This window comes from Aquirufa sp. ROCK-SH2 (assembly GCF_054558315.1).
This window is the reverse complement of sequence record NZ_JBPXKB010000002.1, coordinates 43,261-60,714: the sequence shown is the minus strand read 5'-3', so window position 1 is coordinate 60,714 and position 17,454 is coordinate 43,261. Positions and strand designations below refer to the sequence as shown.

Sequence of the window (17,454 nt, the reverse complement as noted above, 5' to 3'; positions counted from 1 at the left end):
AAAGGTAAGAGGTAAAAGGTAAGAGGTAAAAGGTAAGACGTATGAAATTCTTAATTCTAAATTCAGTAAAACGGCAATAGCCTGATGAAAATCATCGGCTATTACAAAATCTAATCAATCATTTTTCAAACTAAAAAATAGGCTTTATTTTTTCTTGGTTTTTATTTCGACAACCCCATTTGCGCCGTTTTGTGGATATTTTGCTAGGGCATTCTCCCCCTTTAATATATTTACGGATTCAATGTTGTTGGGATTAATTTTATTCAATTCTAAATCCTTCATGATGACGCCATCTACAACAAGTAAAGGCTTTACTTTATCTATTCCACCTGTTTTTACTAGGGTTACCGATGTGCTTGGAGCCATAGTTCCATTTGCATTTTTGGAGTAAACACTAATTTCATTTCCATTTTGTCCATTTTTTATGCCAATGTCACTTGTGTCAATGAAAGCGATAGCGATGTCTGCAGATTTTTTTTGAGGGATTAGTTTCGCTTGAAATGCATCAAATTTTGCCTTTTCTTGTTCGAATTTAGCTTTAGTTTCTTCGAATTTTGCTTTTTCTTGTTCGAATTTCGAACGAGATTCCTCTATACTTGATTTGACTTGGAGAGTTTTCGCTTTTTGTTCATTTTTTTTCGATTGAAGCTCATTTTTTTTCGCTTGCGCTACTTCAATTTGAAGTGCTTCTTTTGTCTTTTTCTTTTGTTCTTGAGCTTGAATTTTCAATGAAAATACAATAGCAAGTGTTGCCAATAAGGGCAATGCCAATACCTTTCTTAGGTAGGTATATTTAGCTGTTTTTGAGGTTGTTAACATAATAATTCTGCGTTTAATGGATGAATAATAAAAGGAATGGATAGGGTTTAAAAAATGATTTCCGTACTGGGACTCCAAAATCATTTTGGCTAAAGAATCGACATTGTTGTTACCAACGGCTTCTTCATCTGCGATGAATTCATGGATATTTTGTAGTTCATTTTGAATGATCCAAGTGAAAGGATTCATCCAAAATATGGCTGAAATGATTTGACAAAAAAGGCGGTCGTAGGTATGTTTTTGTTCAATGTGAGTGATTTCATGTTTGAAAATAGCTTGACCATTTTCGGTATTTATGTCAATGGATTTCTTCCAAAACAAATTGTTGAGAAATGAAAAAGGTGCGGTTTCATCTTCTGTTTCAATAAAAGCGATGCCATTGATCCACTTTTCTTCATGCTTATTTTTCAATTGTATCACTCGGTATATTTGAAAAAATAAGTATCCCAAAAGAAGGAAAGAAACGCTGCCGCAAATCGCTAGAGCAAGTTCCAAGCCATATTGATCTAGCCAAGGCATTTCTTGTGCTTTGACATTCACCGTTGATAAAAGATAAAGCGCCTTTTCTGTGGTAGTTGTAATAGTTTCTTTCTCTGTAAAATAGGTAAAGCTAAAAAAAGGAATAAAGCAACTTAAGACTAAACTGACAATCAAATAAAAGCGGTTGTAAGTGTGAAAGCGTTTATTGCGCAGTACGAGTAAATAATAGGCATAAAAAATTCCCGACAAAAGAATGCTTTTTGCCAAATAGACGAGAAGTAGGTTATTTGCCATGGTCTTTATTTTTTAATTGACTAATCAATAATTCTAAATCTTCGATGGAAACTTGTTTTTTATCAACCAAAAATGATACGACATTGGTCAATGAACCATCAAAAAAGGAGTCGGCTAGACCTGAGATTCTTTGGCTAGAATAGGATTCTTTACTGATTTTGGCGAAATAGAAGTTGTTTCTATTGGGATTTGAGATACCTACAAAGTCTTTTTCCACCAAGATTTTTAAGAGGGTAGCGATTGTGTTGGAATGTGCCTTGGGTTCTGGTAAATTTTCAAGGATGTCTTTTAGAAAGCCCCCTTCTGGTAGACTCCAAATGACCTGCATAATTTGTTCTTCTGCTTGTGTTAATTTCTTCATTGTTCCCGATTTGTTGGGACAAATGTATAACTAAATTTTTAGTTACAAAATATTTTTAACTATTTTTTTAGTTAGAATTGAAAATGTACGTATTTGATTAATCCTGATTTTTGCCCGTTTAACAATATTTGCCAAGAGATTTCGTATTTATGTGGTTTATTTGCCGACTTAAATTACCCAAATGATCAAAATTCAATCCATTTTTTCTTTATTATTTCTTATTGCCTTTTCTTCTTTGGGTCAAAATAAACTTGGAATACAAGGTAAATTAATTGATTCAAGCGGACGAGCACTTCCTCAAGCGACAGTGATGTTATTGCAACCGAAAGATTCTTCTTTGGTAAATTATGGTAGATCTAATGAGCAAGGCCATTTTGAGTTTAAAAATGTAAAGCGGCAAGCTTATATTTTAAAAGTTTCTTATGTAAGTTATTTACCCTTGCAAATGGACATTAAACCTTTAGAAGAACCATTTCTAGACTTAGGAAATATCACCTTAAAGCCTATTTCAAAAGAGTTATTTGAGGTGGTTGTTCGAACGGCCAAAGCACCATTGAGTATACGAGGAGATACGATTGAATACAATGCTGGATCCTTTAAAGTGCCTCCAGGGGCTACAGTAGAAGATTTGTTACGGAAATTACCAGGTATGGAAATTGAAGCTGATGGAAGTATAAGGGCACAAGGTCAAACGGTAAAGAAAGTAACGGTGGATGGACGAAGTTTTTTTGGTTCAGACCCTAAATTGGCCACAAAAAATATTAGTGCGGATGCTATTCAAAAAGTACAAGTGTTCAATGGTAAAACGGAGGCCGCCAAGGTAACGGGTATCGATGATGGGAAAAAAGAAAAAACCATCAATTTGGAGTTAAAAGAAAGTCACAAAAAGGGTGGATTTGGAAAGATTACTGCTGGAATAGCCACAGAAGACCGAAGAGAAATAAAAGGTAACTACAATAAATTTGACGCCAAAAACCAAGTCTCTCTCATCGGATTAGCGAATAACACCAATCAATCGGGTATGTCATTTGATGATTATCAAGACTTTAGAGGGAGTCAATCGTTCAGTTGGGGAGATGAAGCAGATTTTGGATTTTCATCTACTATGCGGTTATTAACTTTTGATGATGGTGACGACCAACTTGGAGTTCCAATTGGTGGCAGAAGAGATGGCTTTTCGAAAAATTATTCCGGTGGTGCCAATTATAATTACGATACGAAAAAGTCAAAATTTAGCTCTAATTACTATTTCAATCAGTCTGAAAGAATCATTGATAAAATTTCTGCCACACAACGTTTCTTCCAAGATAAATCCCAAAATTCCGCAGATACTAGCTATCAAAAGTCATTTTCCGCCAATCATCGGATGAGTTTACGGTTTGAAAAAAACCTGGACTCATTGAATACACTGATTTTGATTGGAAATGGGAAATTGACTTTTGGAAATTCGGACCAAACGAATCGGATTTATCAACAATTACTTTTTCAAAATAGCATAGTACCACATAACCTTGTCCCACAGACTTCATTTTTACAAAATGGGAGTGAATTGCAGTCATTAACGACTCAAAATACAGCGATTTTCAGACATAAATTTGCCAAGAAAGGTCGTAGTTTTTCAGCCAGTGCGGGATATAATTATTTGAATTCGAATGGAAATGCTAGTCAAAAGTCAATAAACAAAATATGGAACGCGACTACCTTACGCGATTCTATTCAAGCAATAGATCAGTTGGCAAATAATTTTTCCAATAAATCACAAGTCAAATCGAGTTTATTCTTTGTAGAGCCTTTGTCTAAAGTCTTTTTTTGGGAATCATTTTTCAATACCAGCCTTCAAAACAATCAAGTTAATCGAGAACTATTTGACAATGTCATTGGAATTAAAAACATGAGAAATGACAGTTTAAGTCGTTTTTACGACAATCGATTAACCTATAATCGTTTAGGATCTAGTTTGCGTTATTCCAAAGATGGGATTAATATTTCAGCAGGATTGGCTGCTCAACATTTTAATTTATCAGGCGATTTCAGAAAAACGGCAGTAGGGACTAATTTAGCCAATATTGACCTTTCCTACTTAGCTTGGATTCCGAGGTTGAGCGCTGATTTAGAATTGAAAAATAATCGATATGTGTTTTTTAATTATGACAAATCAGCCACAGAACCCAATATTAGAGATTTACAGCCCATCGTTGATAATAGTAATCCCTTGTTTTTGCGCGTTGGAAATCCAAATTTGCTTCCGAGTGTAAGTCATTCGCTTTCAGCTGGTTTCAATTTATTTGATGCGGCTAATTTTATGCATTTTTATTCTAATTTGGCCTATAACTATAATGTCAACCAAATCGTTTATAATCAAACCATTAGTTCCACGGGGATTATAATAACCAAACCAATGAATCTGACTGGTGGGGAAACATATAATGGATATTTTGGATTTGGTTTTCCATTGAAAAAAACGATTAGTACGGTGAGCATAAATGCTGATTTTACAAGCGCTAAAAATCCACTGATGTTGAATGATCTTTTAACCAACACACAAACGAATTCTGGAAACATCTCTTCCCGGATTTCATTCACCCCAAATGATTGGATAAAACTTTATATTAATTCGAGTTTTGGCTTAACTCATTCTTCTTATGAGAAATCAGCCTTACCGGATCAAAATATTCGTAATGATAATTGGGGTTCCGAATTGAATGTTAATTTTGGGAAAAACATCTTTTTCTCTTATAATTTCGACTATCGAATTTTCGAAAACAAAACAAGAGGATTGTACCAGGAGATGCCAATTTTGAATCTTTCCGTATTTAAATATGTGGGAAAAGCACAAAAATCAGAAATCCGATTGACGGTATATGATGTATTTAGGAAGAACTTAGGAGTGAATCAAATGGCCTTTCAAAATTTTGTGAGCTTTGAAAAAACGCGGACCTTATCTCAATATGTTATGTTGAGTTATACGTATAATATGCGTGGATTAAGTTCGCCCATTCGTAAAAATTAGAAAATGAAAAAAATTGGACTTTTATTATTCATTTCTTTTTCCTCGTTTTGTCAGGAATTGAAGCAAGAAGGTGTGGTATATTACGAACGTAGAACTTTTTGGGCCAACATCATGAATCGCTTGACTTACTTAAGTACGGAAGAAAAAGATCGGATAAAACTAACTTGGGGTAGTACAGATGAAGGATGGAAGCAAAATATGACTTTGGCATTTAATCCACAACAAAGTTTGTATGCCTACGGTGAGGATAATCCAGAAGAAGGCTGGGTAGGCAGAAAAGAGACGCTATTTTTAACCAAAAATTTTGAGACTGAACGTTCTACGGATTATGTGGATATGTTAGGCAAAAGTTATGTGGTTGATGATACATTACGTAGTCCAAAATGGAAAATTTTGAATCAAATTAAAGAAGTTGCTGGATTTGTTTGTATGAAAGCGGTAACAGAAGATACCATAAAAAAGCAAAAGATTGTGGCGTGGTTTGCTCAAGACATTCCTGTTCCAGCGGGTCCAGAAAGATATTTTGGATTACCCGGTTTGATTTTAGAATTGGATATCAATGATGGCGATGTGACAATTGTGGCAAATAAAATCGAATGGAAAAAATTGACGAATGAATTAAATTTAAAGAAAATAAAAGGCAAGAAAATATCGGATGCCGAGTATAATAAAATCATTGCTGATTTTATCAAAGAATCCATCAAAGGTTTTCGAAATCCCTATTGGGGGCTGAGGTATTGAGGTATTATGTAAGATGTATGAGGTAAGAGGTATAATAGGTAATAGGTAAGAGGTAAAAGGTAATAGGTTTGACGTTATAGCTGGATGTAGATGCTCACTGAAGTTTGTATGAAAATAATGCAAAAGCGGTTTTAATCAATCATTAATTGTTCTACCTGAAAAAGGGTGCTTGATTTTGGATCAAAAGTGATTTTTACTGCAGCCATTTCTGCATCTCCAAAAACATTGATTCTTGTGAAATTCATGACGGTAGTTTTTTGATTATTGATCAAAAGGGGCTTGTCCGTGATGAATCGATGCGAATCACCATTTACCAGGAATACTTGCTTGCCATATTTTTGAGTTAATTCCGTTAATTTAATTACGATTTTTTCAAACCCCTTACTAGGCTTCATGTCTTTGTAAAACATATCTGCTTGGGTAAATAACATTAGTCCCTTTTTGTCTTTTGCTAAATCGAAAATGTGCTCTAACCAGGCTAAATTAGCTTTTTCCCGTTCAATAAATTCTTCATTCGCTGAATCTGGCTGTTTATAATTGTTATTAGAACCCACCAAGTGAATAGTCGCAAATTGGATTCCCTCCTTGGTCCAAGCATTATTTTCTACATATTTCTCAAATCCAACCATCTTTGATTGAGCATATAGCGGCATTTTTTTCTTTCCAAAACTTTTATCTGAATTAAAAAATAATTGACGTAAAACTTCCAATCGTTCATTAGGATCATATTCGCCAGCCGCTTTCCGATTACAATCTGTCCATTCATTATCTCCCGGAGTATAAATCAAAGGAGAATCGAATGTCTCGAAATAAGTATGCATACGTTCAAAATATTCATTGGAACAAAGGCTTGAGCCTGATTTGAAATCGCCAACATGTACAATAAAATCTGGTTTTTCTTTATTCATTTGAGCAATTAATCGCTCAAACTTGGGGTAATCTTCAGGCACATGATAGGGCATATCGCCAAAAGCGACCATGGTAAATTTCCTATTTTGTGCATTGGAAAAATGAACAATTAGCAGCGAAAAAAGAAAAAGAGACTTTAAAGAAAGTTTCATAGAAATATTTTTTGGAAGTTTAAATTATTGTAGAAGAGAGAAGAGAGGAGAGAAAAAAACCTATTACCTCTTACCTATTACCTATTACCTCATACTTCTTACATCATAACTTCTCCACATACCCCTTAAAATTATCTAAAATCATTTGCCAGCCCATTTGTTGCATTTCTGGGGGATTCTGGCTTTCAGGTTCAAATTCTTCGGTGATGAGGGTTCCTTCCTTGGTTTCTTCAAAATGAACAAACATTTTACGCTGATCACCCAATTCAATTGCTAAGGTTTTTTCTTGGATGATTTTTTGGTAAGTTCCCCAAAAATCAAAGCTAAATGACCCATCTTTGGCAGCCATGATATAATTAAATTCACCACCTACTTGTAAGTTATTTTTTGCTTCTGGGCAATGCCAATCCGGACTAGCGAAATTCCAATGGATGATGTGATTTTCTTGAGTCCAACATTCCCATACTTTTGAAATGGGAGCATTGATGGTTGATTGTACAGTTATAAGAGTCATTTTATGCTGGGATATTAGTTAATTATTGAATAAAGTCTGCCCTCATTGGGCTAAATGGGGTGGTTCCTTTTTGAAATTCTACTTTGACCAGCATTAAATTGGGATCGTGAGAAAGAATTTTTCTCCGGATTCTGTCTTCTAAAATCTCCCATTCTACTGAATCATTTTGGATAAATGTTTCCATTAACTATGAATTAAAAAAATGTTTTGCAATATACCATTCAATTGTAGATTGAAATTAATTGATTGGAACAAAATTTTGATTTATCAAGACAAAATACCCCGAATTATGGACAAAACAAGGGGTATTTGATAGTTTAAAGGCCTTTGGCTTTTCATAATATTGGGAAAAATTTATCATTTAAATCATTCCCTTTTATGAAAAAGCAAATTTTAACCCTGATCTTTTTGTCCCTTGTTGGACTGAAATTAGTTGCACAAGACACTGAACGCACATTTATCTTACTAAATGAGAGTAAAGTGGCAGACATTGACATTTACAAGAAAAACTATCCTGCCATTCGTAATTGGTGGTTGAAGGCTTCTCCAGCGACGTATAATCGTTCTGCACATACTTCCGAAACTGGGCGTACTTACAGCATGGTGTTTATCAAAGGCGATAAAAACTTTGGAGAATACATTGGTAATAGAGGGGAATTGACCACTAAAATTGGTGTTGAATTGAAGGATCTTGTGGCTCAATCCACAGCGAATCAAACCCAGGCTACCACTCGTTCTTCTTGGGTTCAAGTAAAAAACATTAGCGTCATTGAGCCCGATTTTAAACTGGAGAATTATGATTTTCGAAAGGTGGTTCTTTTTACAGTGCCTTTTGACAAGATAAACGAGTATGAAAGCTTGATTGAAAAAGCAAATGCGGAGGATAAAGCACTTGGATTGAAATACAATTACATCGTTTATCGTGCCATTGATGGTTATGCGAACAATACTTATTTATTGATTCTGCCTGATAAGTCAAGATTGGATTATTACACGCATCAGGATGAGCGCAATGCCAAACGCAAAGGAAATGCTATTTTGACGGAGACCAACAAAAAGGCGAGTCAATTAAGAAATACCATTCGTTTAGATCATTTAAGTCGAGTAGCGAATTAGATTAAACTCTTTGTGCTCTTTGTGGTAAACTTAATTTATAACACAAAGGGCACAAAGTTTCTTTACTCCTTCACAAACGGTTGATCATAATGTCTTTTGCCGGTTGCTCGGTAGAGTGCATTGGCTAAAGCGCCAAAAACAGGTGGATAGGCGGGTTCCCCCATGCCAGATGGGTCGATTTCATTTTTGACAAATTGGACATCAATTTCCTTTGGAGCTTCACTCATTCGAATCATTCGATAATTATGGAAATTGCTGCTTTGTGGAACTCCGTTTTCAAAGGTCATTTTTCCATACAATGCCGCCCCTATTCCATCAACAATTCCGCCTTCTGCTAAATTAATTGCTCCAGCGGGATTTACGACAATACCACAATCCAAGGCACAATAAACCTTTTGAATAGAAGGTTCTCCGTTTTTCATTTCTAAATCTATCACATGGGCTGCGTATGAATCGTGACAGAAATAGGCAGAAAAGCCCAATTTTTTCGTCTTTTTCGTTTGCTCCCAGTTCGATTGTTCTCTAGCCAATTCAATTACTTTCGCGTATCGATCTGCCTCATATTCATTGTTCTTGCCTACAGGCTTTTCTTTTGCTCGCTGCAATAGTTCCAAACGAAAGGCGATGGGGTCTTTCCCAGCTAATTCAGCTACTTCATCCAAAAAGGATTGCTCAGCCGCCGCCATAAAATTGGAACGGGGGGCACGGTATGACCCAACCGTAATATTGCTATCGATGGTCCAATCTTCTGCCAAATAATTGTCTACAGCCCCTGCAGGGAAACGATTGGGATATAATGGCGATTCGGGCAAACCTCCCGCTTTTACATGAAAACCAATTAACTGATTATTCGCATCCAGAGCAGCTCGATACGTTGCCATATAGGTAGAACGGTAAATACCGGCTGTCATATCATCTTCTCTCGAATACAATAATTTCACAGGTGCTTTTAATTTTTGAGAAATCAAAGCCGCTTCTATCAGCCAATGCGCGTAGGATCTTCTTCCAAAGCCACCACCCAATCGCGTCATTTTAATATCTATGTTCTCAACAGGAATATTTAATCTCGCAGAAAGTGCCTGCTCTGTAAATTCTGGTTTTTGCAATGGCCCTGCTAATTCAATTTTGTTTTCCTTCACATCTGCAAAGAAATTCATAGGCTCCATGCAATTGTGTGCTAAAAAAGGCCCATTGTAGGTTCTTTCAATCACTTTTGCTGCATTTTTAAAGGCAGATTCTATATCCCCATCTTTTCTACGAACCGTACCAGGTTTACTCATCCTTTCCTTCATTTGGGCAAGATGTGTCGTTGTATTTTCTAATCCAGCAGGAATATTTTCTACCAATTTTCTGCCCAACATATTTCTATTTTGGGTATAGGAAGAAATGGGTTCCCATTCAGCTTTTACCGCTTTTTTGGCCTGCATAACCGACCACGTTGAATCGCCTACGATAGCGATTACTTCGTTAAAGGAGGTCGTATCGAAAAAAGTTTTTTCGTAATTTTCGTTGAAAACTTTAATGGCAAAAGCATCTTTGATGCCTTTCATTTTTTTGATCGGCTCTGCCTGAAACGATTTCAATTTGAGTCCAAACGCTGGTGGATGCACAATCATAGCCATGAGCATACCTGGTTTTTTGGTATCTATTCCAAACAAAGGTTGACCCGTAATAATCTTTTTTAAATCAACATTTTTTTGAGATTTTCCAATGATCTGAAAATCCTTCACCGATTTTAATTCCACCTTAGTAGGTACAGGTAAAGTAGCTGCTAAATTGGCCATTTCGCCATAATTAGCAGATTTTCCAGATTTTTGATGGTACAAAACGCCTAATTTGGTACTCACTTCTTCCACAGGAACTTGCCATTGTTTGGCTGCCGCTTCTCGAAGTAAATGTCGAGCTGTGGCACCTGCATTTCGTAGCGATTGCCAACCTTGGTGGATGGCCTGGCTACCTCCAATAAATTGTCGAGTAAAATGCTTGGTATCCAAGTCGGCCTGTATGACCTGAACCGATTTAAAATCAACATCCAATTCTTCTGCCACAATCATGGGCATAGAGGTTTTAACCCCTTGCCCACCCTCAGGGTTGGGCGACATGATTTGAATGATGTTATCCGAAGTGATTTTAACAAATCCATTTAACTCCGTTAATGAATTTGCCGCTTGAGCGGATGTTGTTTTTCCTTTAGCAAAAACAGAAAAACTTAACATGAAACCACTACCTGCGATGGCTGTTGATTGTAAAAAGGATCTGCGGTTCATAGGTTCTTTTTTTCTATACTCCCGCTCAGCTTTGCTGAGTGGGAACTATTTTACTCGGCAAAGCTGAGCGCGTACTAATTTAATCCTTTTTTCGCTAAAAATTCGTACAATAAATCAGCAATTTTTTCATTATTTAAATCTGAAAAAGGGAAATGCGTATTTCCTTTAATTCCGATTTCAGGAAGATGGATAACCGTCACATCTCCACCATATTGATTGACCACATCTCTCCATTTTCTGGCCATTCGCAAACGGGCTCTCCAGCCATCAGCACCTGGATTATTGGCATCGTAATTGACAGGAATATTATCACCGTAATAGATGATGATAGGAATTTTGGTCAACTTTAGAAAATCTTCTTTTTTGATTCCAATGGCACTAACCGGACCCGATGAACTAGCAATGGGCTCGGGAACTTCTCCCTCTGGAAATAAAAATCCACTACCAGGCTCATAGGATGCAATGGCTTTGATGTTGGCATTTTTTACGGCACTCGCCCAACCAAATCCACCCGAATGCGAATGGGTTACTAAAACGCCTTTTCCAATTTTATCGAATAATTTGGAAGTAGCTGACGTAACCACTTCTGCATCAATAGGTCCTAAACTCGGCGCCATTTGTCGGAAATATTGGTTCAAGCTTTCTTTATCTTTCGGGAATTGTACGCCAGGAAAATAGTCAGTTCCGGTACCTACTCTAAAGGTACCAAACCACATTTGCTCATCTGGAATGGGTTTAATGGTTGCTTCCACTGTACTTCTGCTTGCATTTCCTCTTCGGGGTTGATCGATCAAATATACACTGAAACGCTTTCTCAAAAATAGATTGTTAAAGCCTTCTCTTCCATCTGGTGTTGTTGTCCAAGTTTTAGAAAATTGCCCTATTCCGTGCCAAAAAACCAAAGGTAATTTGCGCGCCTTTACAGGAATTTGATAGGTAATATAGGCATGATCTCCATGAAAAGTTTGTCCTTCGGGACCTCTTTTCACAGGATCATAAGTACCAGCATTTTTAATGACCGTTCCACCAACGGTAAAATTTCCTTGGTCTTGAATCATTAATGGACTTTTTTGTGCCAAAGCTGAAAAACTGCTTAGCACAAGGATTCCAAAGATTGAGCGTAATTTTTGCATACTTAAAAATATTATTTTTTAATACTTATCGCTTGACGAATCATTCCATCGCTTTTTGTTAATAAATATAATTCACCTTCGTGATCTTCTGCGATACGCAAATCAACTCTTCCCGGACCAGCCACAGCACCTCTACCAGGAAGCCCAGTTGTTAATCCACCACGTCGTTTATATGTTTCCTCCGATATTTGTCTAATTCCGGTATTCAACTCGTGAATTGGAGCGACGGTTGAAGGGTCATTGTCATCTGCGGCAAGAACATCTTTAATTGTAGAATACCAAACTCTTCCGGTTGTTATATCTCCGAAAACTAAACAGTCTCTTAATTTCGGAATCAATTTCCCTCTATATATAAAACCATTTGCAATTGCATCACCTCCTCCTGGAGCGTGAGGGTATTGTATAACTGGGTATGTTGGCTTTATGGATCCATTTGTAACTGAATCATTAATCATTATAGGTAAAATATCATCAGCAGGAATTGATCCCATGACATTATTTTCTGACATACTTCGACTACCTTCTCTTAGGGGGTATCCATAATTTGCACCTTTTTTAACTATGTCAATAGTTTCAAAAGTCACTAAACCTATATTGAACGCAATTAAAGTTGGATTATTGGGTTTTAATGGATCTATATACCATGTCATTCGGTGGGGATTTCTCATTCCATAAGTCCATATTTCTTTTTTTGCACCTGGAACAGAAATAAAAGGATTATCATTAGGTATTCTATATCTTCCGTTTTCGCTTAATGTACTTGTTCTCGTATGTTCACTAATCATGGGAATAATTCTTAGAATTTTACCTTGGTAATTATCTAATCTTTGAGCATACAATCTAGTTGGTCCTGGTCTTTCTCCTGTTCCTGCATCACCAACCCCTAGATACATCACTCTCCACTCTGGGTCTCCTTTTTTTGCAGTTGGATTAAATATCATTTCATTTAAGGGATGAAATAATCCAGGTAATTGCATTCTTAAAACCTCTCTTGCCGAACCTTCAAAGGTAGTATTTCCCAACTGTTTGTCTGTCCATTCAACAATTACCATATCCCTAACTCCACGAGGATTAGGAGCCATCGGAGGCAATAAAGCAGAACTTATACTATAACCATCTAAATTTAAACCAGGAACTATACCTGTCTTTGGTCCCGCAGTTTCACCTTGAGCAACAGCATTTTCCATATGTAAAGTATAAAAAATACCATTTTTAGAATATTCAGGATCAAAAACAAAATTCACCAATCCTGCGGCATATCCCATCGCAGCAGTGAATTTTGGAAAAAGTCCGTTGTGACCTGCAGAACCATCTAAATTTAAATATGTTTTTAATTCTTTTGATTTTTTATCATAGATGTAAAGTGGTCCAGTCAGGTCATTAATAAAAAGGTGATTGTTGTTTCCTGGTTCACCTCGCAATACACCACCTCTAGCCAAAACTCCTGAAACGCGATCCGTTGACATGTCTCCAGTAATAGGTAATTCAATAAAATCATTTAATTCAATACCTAGTCCATTAATTTGGTTGGCTTGAACTTCTGCTACTGAAGAATTTAATTGAGAAGACCTGTTGTTGTCGGAAAGAGAACGAACATAAGCAACAACATTCTTGATTTGAGAATCGGAAAGACTACCTTGAAACGAAGGCATCATATTGGCGGGGTTTCCCTCTTTAATGAACTTAATTATGTCCGCATCTGATGAACCATGATCCCATGCTTGATCCGTTAAATTAGGTGGTTGTTTTCCTCCTTTTTCCGTGATTATAGAAATATCAAACCCTGATTTAATTGCACCTTGAGCTGAATTTCCATGACAATTTGCGCAGTAAGTCACATAAAGATTTTTACCATCAATTAATGCCGCCTGATTAGAATTTTGAGAAAATAAAGCGGATTGAAACAAGATAACAAGTAAAAGCGAAATTTTGATCCGCAAAGAATCATACATGTGTAAGTTTTTCATTGTGATTATTTATAGATACGATTGGACAATCAAATATCTTAAATCTTACATCAAGTATTTTATAGTTAGGAGTAAAGACGAAAAAAAAGCGTTTAAAGGCGAATTCTTAATTATTATGCTATCCGTTTACAATCCAATTTTTAAATTCAGATGCTTTATTTTTACTAACATATATTGACTCAGGCGTTTCCGTATTCATAGAAATTAATAATCTACTATCAAACCATATAGTTATACATTTAACTGATAGGCGCGCAATAATAAATTGTTTATTTGCTCTGTAAAAGTCTTTAGGATTTAGCGACGAGAAGATGTAATCTAAAGTACCGGTAAATGGTAAAGTATTACCATCTACCAGCTTTATTGTGGTTGTTTTATCACTTGTATAAAAATAAGAAATTTTGGAAACCTCAATAGGCAAAAGTGTATCTTTTATGGGAATTAATAGCCTTTCTTTAAAATGCTTAGTTTGAGTAAAAGTTAATAAATTGTCTAAATAGGTGTGTATTTCAGCTGAAGTCCTCTTTTTGAATTTTAAAATTGCATTTTGTAAATCAATACTTTTAAGTGGTTTTAGGAGGTAATCTATGCTATTTACTTTAAATGCTTCTATCGCATATGCATCAAATGCTGTTGTGAAAATTATTGGAACGTCTAGCTGAATGTAATCAAAAATTAAGAATGCTGACCCATCCGACAGGTGAATATCCATAAAAATCAAGTCTGGGGAAGGATTATTCTTCAACCAATTAACAGTTTGACTTACGCTTTCAGTGTTCCCTAAAACACTAATATCAAGGTCTATTTCATCTAATAATTGAATAATTGATTCGAATGCGGCAGTTTCATCTTCAACTATTAAAACATTCATATTAAATTATTTTAAAGGTAAAAAAACAGTAAAATTTACCCCATCATTTATAATTCTTATGGACTTATTCATCAATAATGAAAAGCGATCCTGAAGGTTTTTTAGACCTGTACCATTTGTAACTGGCTCAGAAAGTTTGGCATGTATTGGGTTAGAAATCACCAATTCATTGGCATCATTTATGGAAATCTCTACTAACATTTTATGGTCAGAATCAATTGTATTGTGAACAACAACATTATCTAGCAATGGTAGTATTGATAGCACCGGTAGCTTATACTCTAGAAATGCTTTGTTAATCGCGATATTGTATTTTAATTTTTTTGCAAATCGAATCTCCATCATGTATTTAAACGAATCCACAAATTTCAATTCTTCATCTAATGTAATTAATCCCTTTTGATTACTTTGTAAAATATACCTAAACACATCTGAAAGGTTATTTACATAGTCGATAGTTCCCTTTTCATTATCTTTTCTAATTAATGAAGTAAGTCCATTTAATGAATTAAAAAAGAAATGTGGGTTGATTTGGTTAGTTAAAGCATCATATTGACTTTGCAGGTTTTTAATGGTTAGCTCCTCAATTACCAATTCTTTTTTTCTTTTTTCATTATACAGATTATAAATATACCCTAGCATTGAACATAAAAGAGAAACCATAAAAAATTGAAACAACACAAGGCTTCCAAAGTGCCTAACCTTTTCAAACAATGAGAAAGCGATAGATCCATATATTCCAAAAAAAACTAATGTAATAAAGGAACTTTGCATTAATCGTTTTTGAAATAGTGTTTCGCCAACGGTAAATAAATTAAGTCGTAGTAAAGTAAAATGTAGAATTATAAAAAAGATAAATTTTAGAGAAAAGGATAAAATTGGAAAAATCAATTTTACACCTAATAAGTTTTCAAATTGAAAAGGTAACCAAGTTATATCAGGGTACAATATAAATAAGGAAGAGGCAATGCTGATAAAAAGTAACTTGGGTTTCGAAAATGGACTTTCTAGCATTTGTAAACAATTAAAAAATTGACAGTAAATGTACTTTAGATTTTTTAAATAAATAGATCATACTATATGAAAACGAAATATGTAGAGTTATCACGAATTTTTGATTAATGTTTAACGTCTAAATTTGTAGTTGATTCAATTAACATACAAAACCAAAAATTATGAAAAAAATATTAATCGGATTTGCAGTCTTAATTGCTCTTTCATCTGAAGCACAAACAACATCTATTGCCCCTACTATTAATACTAAAAATGGTATTGTTCGAGGTATTGTGGATGGCGAATCAATTGTGTTTAAAGGAATTCCTTATGCAGCTCCACCAGTTGGAGAGTTTCGTTGGAGACCTCCTCAGCCTGTAAAAAATTGGAGTGGAGAATTAGATGCAACAAAACCATGTAAGGATTGCGCTCAAGCAGGTTTTGGACCCAATGCTCCAAAGATGAATCCTAACTCATCAGAAGATTGTCTTTTTCTCAATGTTTGGAAACCAGCGAGTGCCACTAAGAGTTCGAAATTACCTGTAATGGTATGGATATTTGGTGGAGGATTTGTAGCAGGTAGTGCTTCTGGCCCTCAAAATTACGGATATTCGTTAAATAAGAATGGTGTAATACTGGTAAATATCAATTATAGATTAGGCCGTTTAGGCTTTTTTGCCCACCCTGTTTTGAGTAAGGATCATCCTGAAGAGTTAAAAGGTAATTACGCTTACATGGATCAAATTGCTGCCCTGCAATGGGTACAGAAAAATATTTCAGAATTTGGTGGAGACCCTAATAATGTAACAATATTCGGTTTTTCTGCAGGTGGTGTTTCAGTACATTCATTGCTAAGCATTCCTTCAGCTAAAGGACTCTTTCATAAAGTAATTAGTCATTCAGGAGGTGGTAGAAATGGAGTATTAACGGGTCGCCCTATTGATCAAGAAAATGCAGATACATTTTATAAAGTGTCAGCTGAAACAATTGGAAAAAACTTTGCAAAAGCTAAAGGCATTGATGATAATGACCCATTGGTTTTATCAAAACTTCGTTCCATGCCTGCGGATAGTATAATTGATGGAGGACGTGAAACCAATGGTGTAAATGGTCCCAAAATTTATTCGGGTCCAATATTTGATGGAAAACTTGTTACCCAAACCGCTGAAATCGCTTATTTATCAGGTAATTTCCCTAAAATACCAATGATGTTAGGAAACTGCAGTGCAGAAAACGGTAGAGAATTTGTAAATAACACAAAATCAAAAGAAGAATTATTTGGTTTATTTGGTGATTTAGAAGACGAAGCCAAAGCTGCCTATGACCCAGAAGGAAGTAAAAAATTCGAAGAAGTTATTGCCAAATTTAATTCAGATTGGGTGTGGGCTGAACCTGCTCGTCTTGCAGCAAAGTCGATATTAGCAAAAGGATCGCCAGCTTTTATATTTCAATTTGGATATGTTCCAGCTTCAGCGCAGCAACGCTCTCCTTATGGTGCAGGGCATGGTTCAGATATTTCCTTTGCATTCAATACCTTGAATGCACGTTGGGGACAACAAGGTGAACCAACTACAGCAGAAACAGAACTTGCAAATACCATGTGTGCTTATTGGGCAAATTTTGCAAAAACAGGTAATCCAAATGGTGAAGGTTTGCCAAAATGGCCAGTTTACAATAATCAAACAAATGATATGCTTGACATAGAATTGGATGGCAAAATAGTACCTAAACCCGACCCACGAAAGGCAAGATTGGATGTAATTGAGAAGGCTGTAAAATATAGAGGTAATATACAGACAAGAGGTATTTAATTTAATATCTGCTTAA

14 protein-coding genes are annotated in these 17,454 nt (G+C 35.6%); 4 read left to right on the top strand and 10 right to left on the bottom strand.

Annotated features, from left to right (window positions below):
- Positions 1–144: 144 nt before the first annotated feature.
- A complete protein-coding gene (locus tag V7S79_RS04190) occupies positions 145–1,593 on the bottom strand; it encodes a M56 family metallopeptidase (RefSeq protein ID WP_459489308.1) in 1,449 nt (482 codons plus the stop codon).
- Positions 1,583–1,954 (bottom strand): BlaI/MecI/CopY family transcriptional regulator, encoded by a 372-nt coding sequence (locus tag V7S79_RS04185; RefSeq protein WP_459489307.1) that lies wholly within the window; start codon positions 1,952–1,954, stop codon positions 1,583–1,585. The genes V7S79_RS04190 and V7S79_RS04185 overlap by 11 nt, the downstream gene beginning before the upstream one ends.
- Positions 1,955–2,135: 181 nt before the next feature.
- Between V7S79_RS04185 and V7S79_RS04180 the strand changes: the two genes are divergently transcribed.
- The gene (locus V7S79_RS04180; RefSeq protein ID WP_459489306.1) at positions 2,136–4,964 is read left to right on the top strand and encodes an outer membrane beta-barrel protein; all 2,829 of its coding nucleotides are present in this window, start codon (positions 2,136–2,138) and stop codon (positions 4,962–4,964) included.
- Between the two features lie 3 nt (positions 4,965–4,967).
- On the top strand, positions 4,968–5,705 hold the full coding sequence (locus tag V7S79_RS04175; protein ID WP_459489305.1) for a GLPGLI family protein: 738 nt from the start codon (positions 4,968–4,970) through the stop codon (positions 5,703–5,705).
- Positions 5,706–5,836: 131 nt separating this feature from the next.
- Here V7S79_RS04175 and V7S79_RS04170 read toward each other — a convergent pair whose 3' ends face one another.
- The 3 genes from V7S79_RS04170 to V7S79_RS04160 form a co-directional block, all read right to left on the bottom strand.
- Complete coding sequence (locus V7S79_RS04170) at positions 5,837–6,766, bottom strand: metallophosphoesterase (RefSeq protein WP_459489304.1); 930 nt, start codon at positions 6,764–6,766, stop codon at positions 5,837–5,839.
- 103 nt (positions 6,767–6,869) lie between these two features.
- Positions 6,870–7,280 (bottom strand): SRPBCC domain-containing protein, encoded by a 411-nt coding sequence (locus V7S79_RS04165; RefSeq protein ID WP_459489303.1) that lies wholly within the window; start codon positions 7,278–7,280, stop codon positions 6,870–6,872.
- A 22-nt stretch (positions 7,281–7,302) separates the two neighbouring features.
- Entirely contained in the window at positions 7,303–7,464 is a 162-nt protein-coding gene (locus V7S79_RS04160) for a cupin domain-containing protein (protein WP_459489302.1), read from the bottom strand.
- 194 nt (positions 7,465–7,658) lie between these two features.
- Here V7S79_RS04160 and V7S79_RS04155 point away from each other — a divergent pair, with 194 nt between their 5' ends.
- Positions 7,659–8,396, top strand: a complete 738-nt coding sequence (locus V7S79_RS04155; RefSeq protein WP_459489301.1) for a hypothetical protein — start codon at positions 7,659–7,661, stop codon at positions 8,394–8,396.
- A gap of 62 nt (positions 8,397–8,458) precedes the next feature.
- Here V7S79_RS04155 and V7S79_RS04150 read toward each other — a convergent pair whose 3' ends face one another.
- The 5 genes from V7S79_RS04150 to V7S79_RS04130 all read right to left on the bottom strand — a co-directional run bounded on the left by V7S79_RS04150 (position 8,459) and on the right by V7S79_RS04130 (position 15,648).
- Positions 8,459–10,663, bottom strand: a complete 2,205-nt coding sequence (locus tag V7S79_RS04150) for a xanthine dehydrogenase family protein molybdopterin-binding subunit (protein WP_459489300.1) — start codon at positions 10,661–10,663, stop codon at positions 8,459–8,461.
- A gap of 74 nt (positions 10,664–10,737) precedes the next feature.
- A complete protein-coding gene (locus tag V7S79_RS04145; protein WP_459489299.1) occupies positions 10,738–11,796 on the bottom strand; it encodes an alpha/beta hydrolase in 1,059 nt (352 codons plus the stop codon).
- Between the two features lie 11 nt (positions 11,797–11,807).
- The gene (locus V7S79_RS04140; RefSeq protein ID WP_459489298.1) at positions 11,808–13,763 is read right to left on the bottom strand and encodes a PQQ-dependent sugar dehydrogenase; all 1,956 of its coding nucleotides are present in this window, start codon (positions 13,761–13,763) and stop codon (positions 11,808–11,810) included.
- 118 nt (positions 13,764–13,881) lie between these two features.
- Complete coding sequence (locus V7S79_RS04135; protein ID WP_459485025.1) at positions 13,882–14,634, bottom strand: LytR/AlgR family response regulator transcription factor; 753 nt, start codon at positions 14,632–14,634, stop codon at positions 13,882–13,884.
- 6 nt (positions 14,635–14,640) lie between these two features.
- Positions 14,641–15,648, bottom strand: coding sequence for a sensor histidine kinase (locus tag V7S79_RS04130; RefSeq protein WP_459489297.1), 1,008 nt, complete (start codon positions 15,646–15,648; stop codon positions 14,641–14,643).
- A 161-nt stretch (positions 15,649–15,809) separates the two neighbouring features.
- On the opposite strand from V7S79_RS04130, the gene V7S79_RS04125 reads away from it, so the two are divergent.
- Positions 15,810–17,438 carry a carboxylesterase/lipase family protein gene (locus V7S79_RS04125; RefSeq protein WP_459489296.1) on the top strand — a complete coding sequence of 543 codons (1,629 nt, stop codon included), beginning with the start codon at positions 15,810–15,812 and terminating at the stop codon, positions 17,436–17,438.
- Positions 17,439–17,454: the final 16 nt, after the last annotated feature.

Excerpts from the sequence above, each read along its gene's own strand:
- V7S79_RS04190 (WP_459489308.1), bottom strand. The coding sequence starts at position 1,593 with ATGGCAAATAACCTACTTCTCGTCTATTTGGCAAAAAGCATTCTTTTG.
- V7S79_RS04185 (WP_459489307.1), bottom strand. The coding sequence starts at position 1,954 with ATGAAGAAATTAACACAAGCAGAAGAACAAATTATGCAGGTCATTTGG.
- V7S79_RS04180 (WP_459489306.1), top strand. The coding sequence starts at position 2,136 with ATGATCAAAATTCAATCCATTTTTTCTTTATTATTTCTTATTGCCTTT.
- V7S79_RS04175 (WP_459489305.1), top strand. The coding sequence starts at position 4,968 with ATGAAAAAAATTGGACTTTTATTATTCATTTCTTTTTCCTCGTTTTGT.
- V7S79_RS04170 (WP_459489304.1), bottom strand. The coding sequence starts at position 6,766 with ATGAAACTTTCTTTAAAGTCTCTTTTTCTTTTTTCGCTGCTAATTGTT.
- V7S79_RS04165 (WP_459489303.1), bottom strand. The coding sequence starts at position 7,280 with ATGACTCTTATAACTGTACAATCAACCATCAATGCTCCCATTTCAAAA.
- V7S79_RS04160 (WP_459489302.1), bottom strand. The coding sequence starts at position 7,464 with ATGGAAACATTTATCCAAAATGATTCAGTAGAATGGGAGATTTTAGAA.
- V7S79_RS04155 (WP_459489301.1), top strand. The coding sequence starts at position 7,659 with ATGAAAAAGCAAATTTTAACCCTGATCTTTTTGTCCCTTGTTGGACTG.
- V7S79_RS04150 (WP_459489300.1), bottom strand. The coding sequence starts at position 10,663 with ATGAACCGCAGATCCTTTTTACAATCAACAGCCATCGCAGGTAGTGGT.
- V7S79_RS04145 (WP_459489299.1), bottom strand. The coding sequence starts at position 11,796 with ATGCAAAAATTACGCTCAATCTTTGGAATCCTTGTGCTAAGCAGTTTT.
- V7S79_RS04140 (WP_459489298.1), bottom strand. The coding sequence starts at position 13,763 with ATGAAAAACTTACACATGTATGATTCTTTGCGGATCAAAATTTCGCTT.
- V7S79_RS04135 (WP_459485025.1), bottom strand. The coding sequence starts at position 14,634 with ATGAATGTTTTAATAGTTGAAGATGAAACTGCCGCATTCGAATCAATT.
- V7S79_RS04130 (WP_459489297.1), bottom strand. The coding sequence starts at position 15,648 with ATGCTAGAAAGTCCATTTTCGAAACCCAAGTTACTTTTTATCAGCATT.
- V7S79_RS04125 (WP_459489296.1), top strand. The coding sequence starts at position 15,810 with ATGAAAAAAATATTAATCGGATTTGCAGTCTTAATTGCTCTTTCATCT.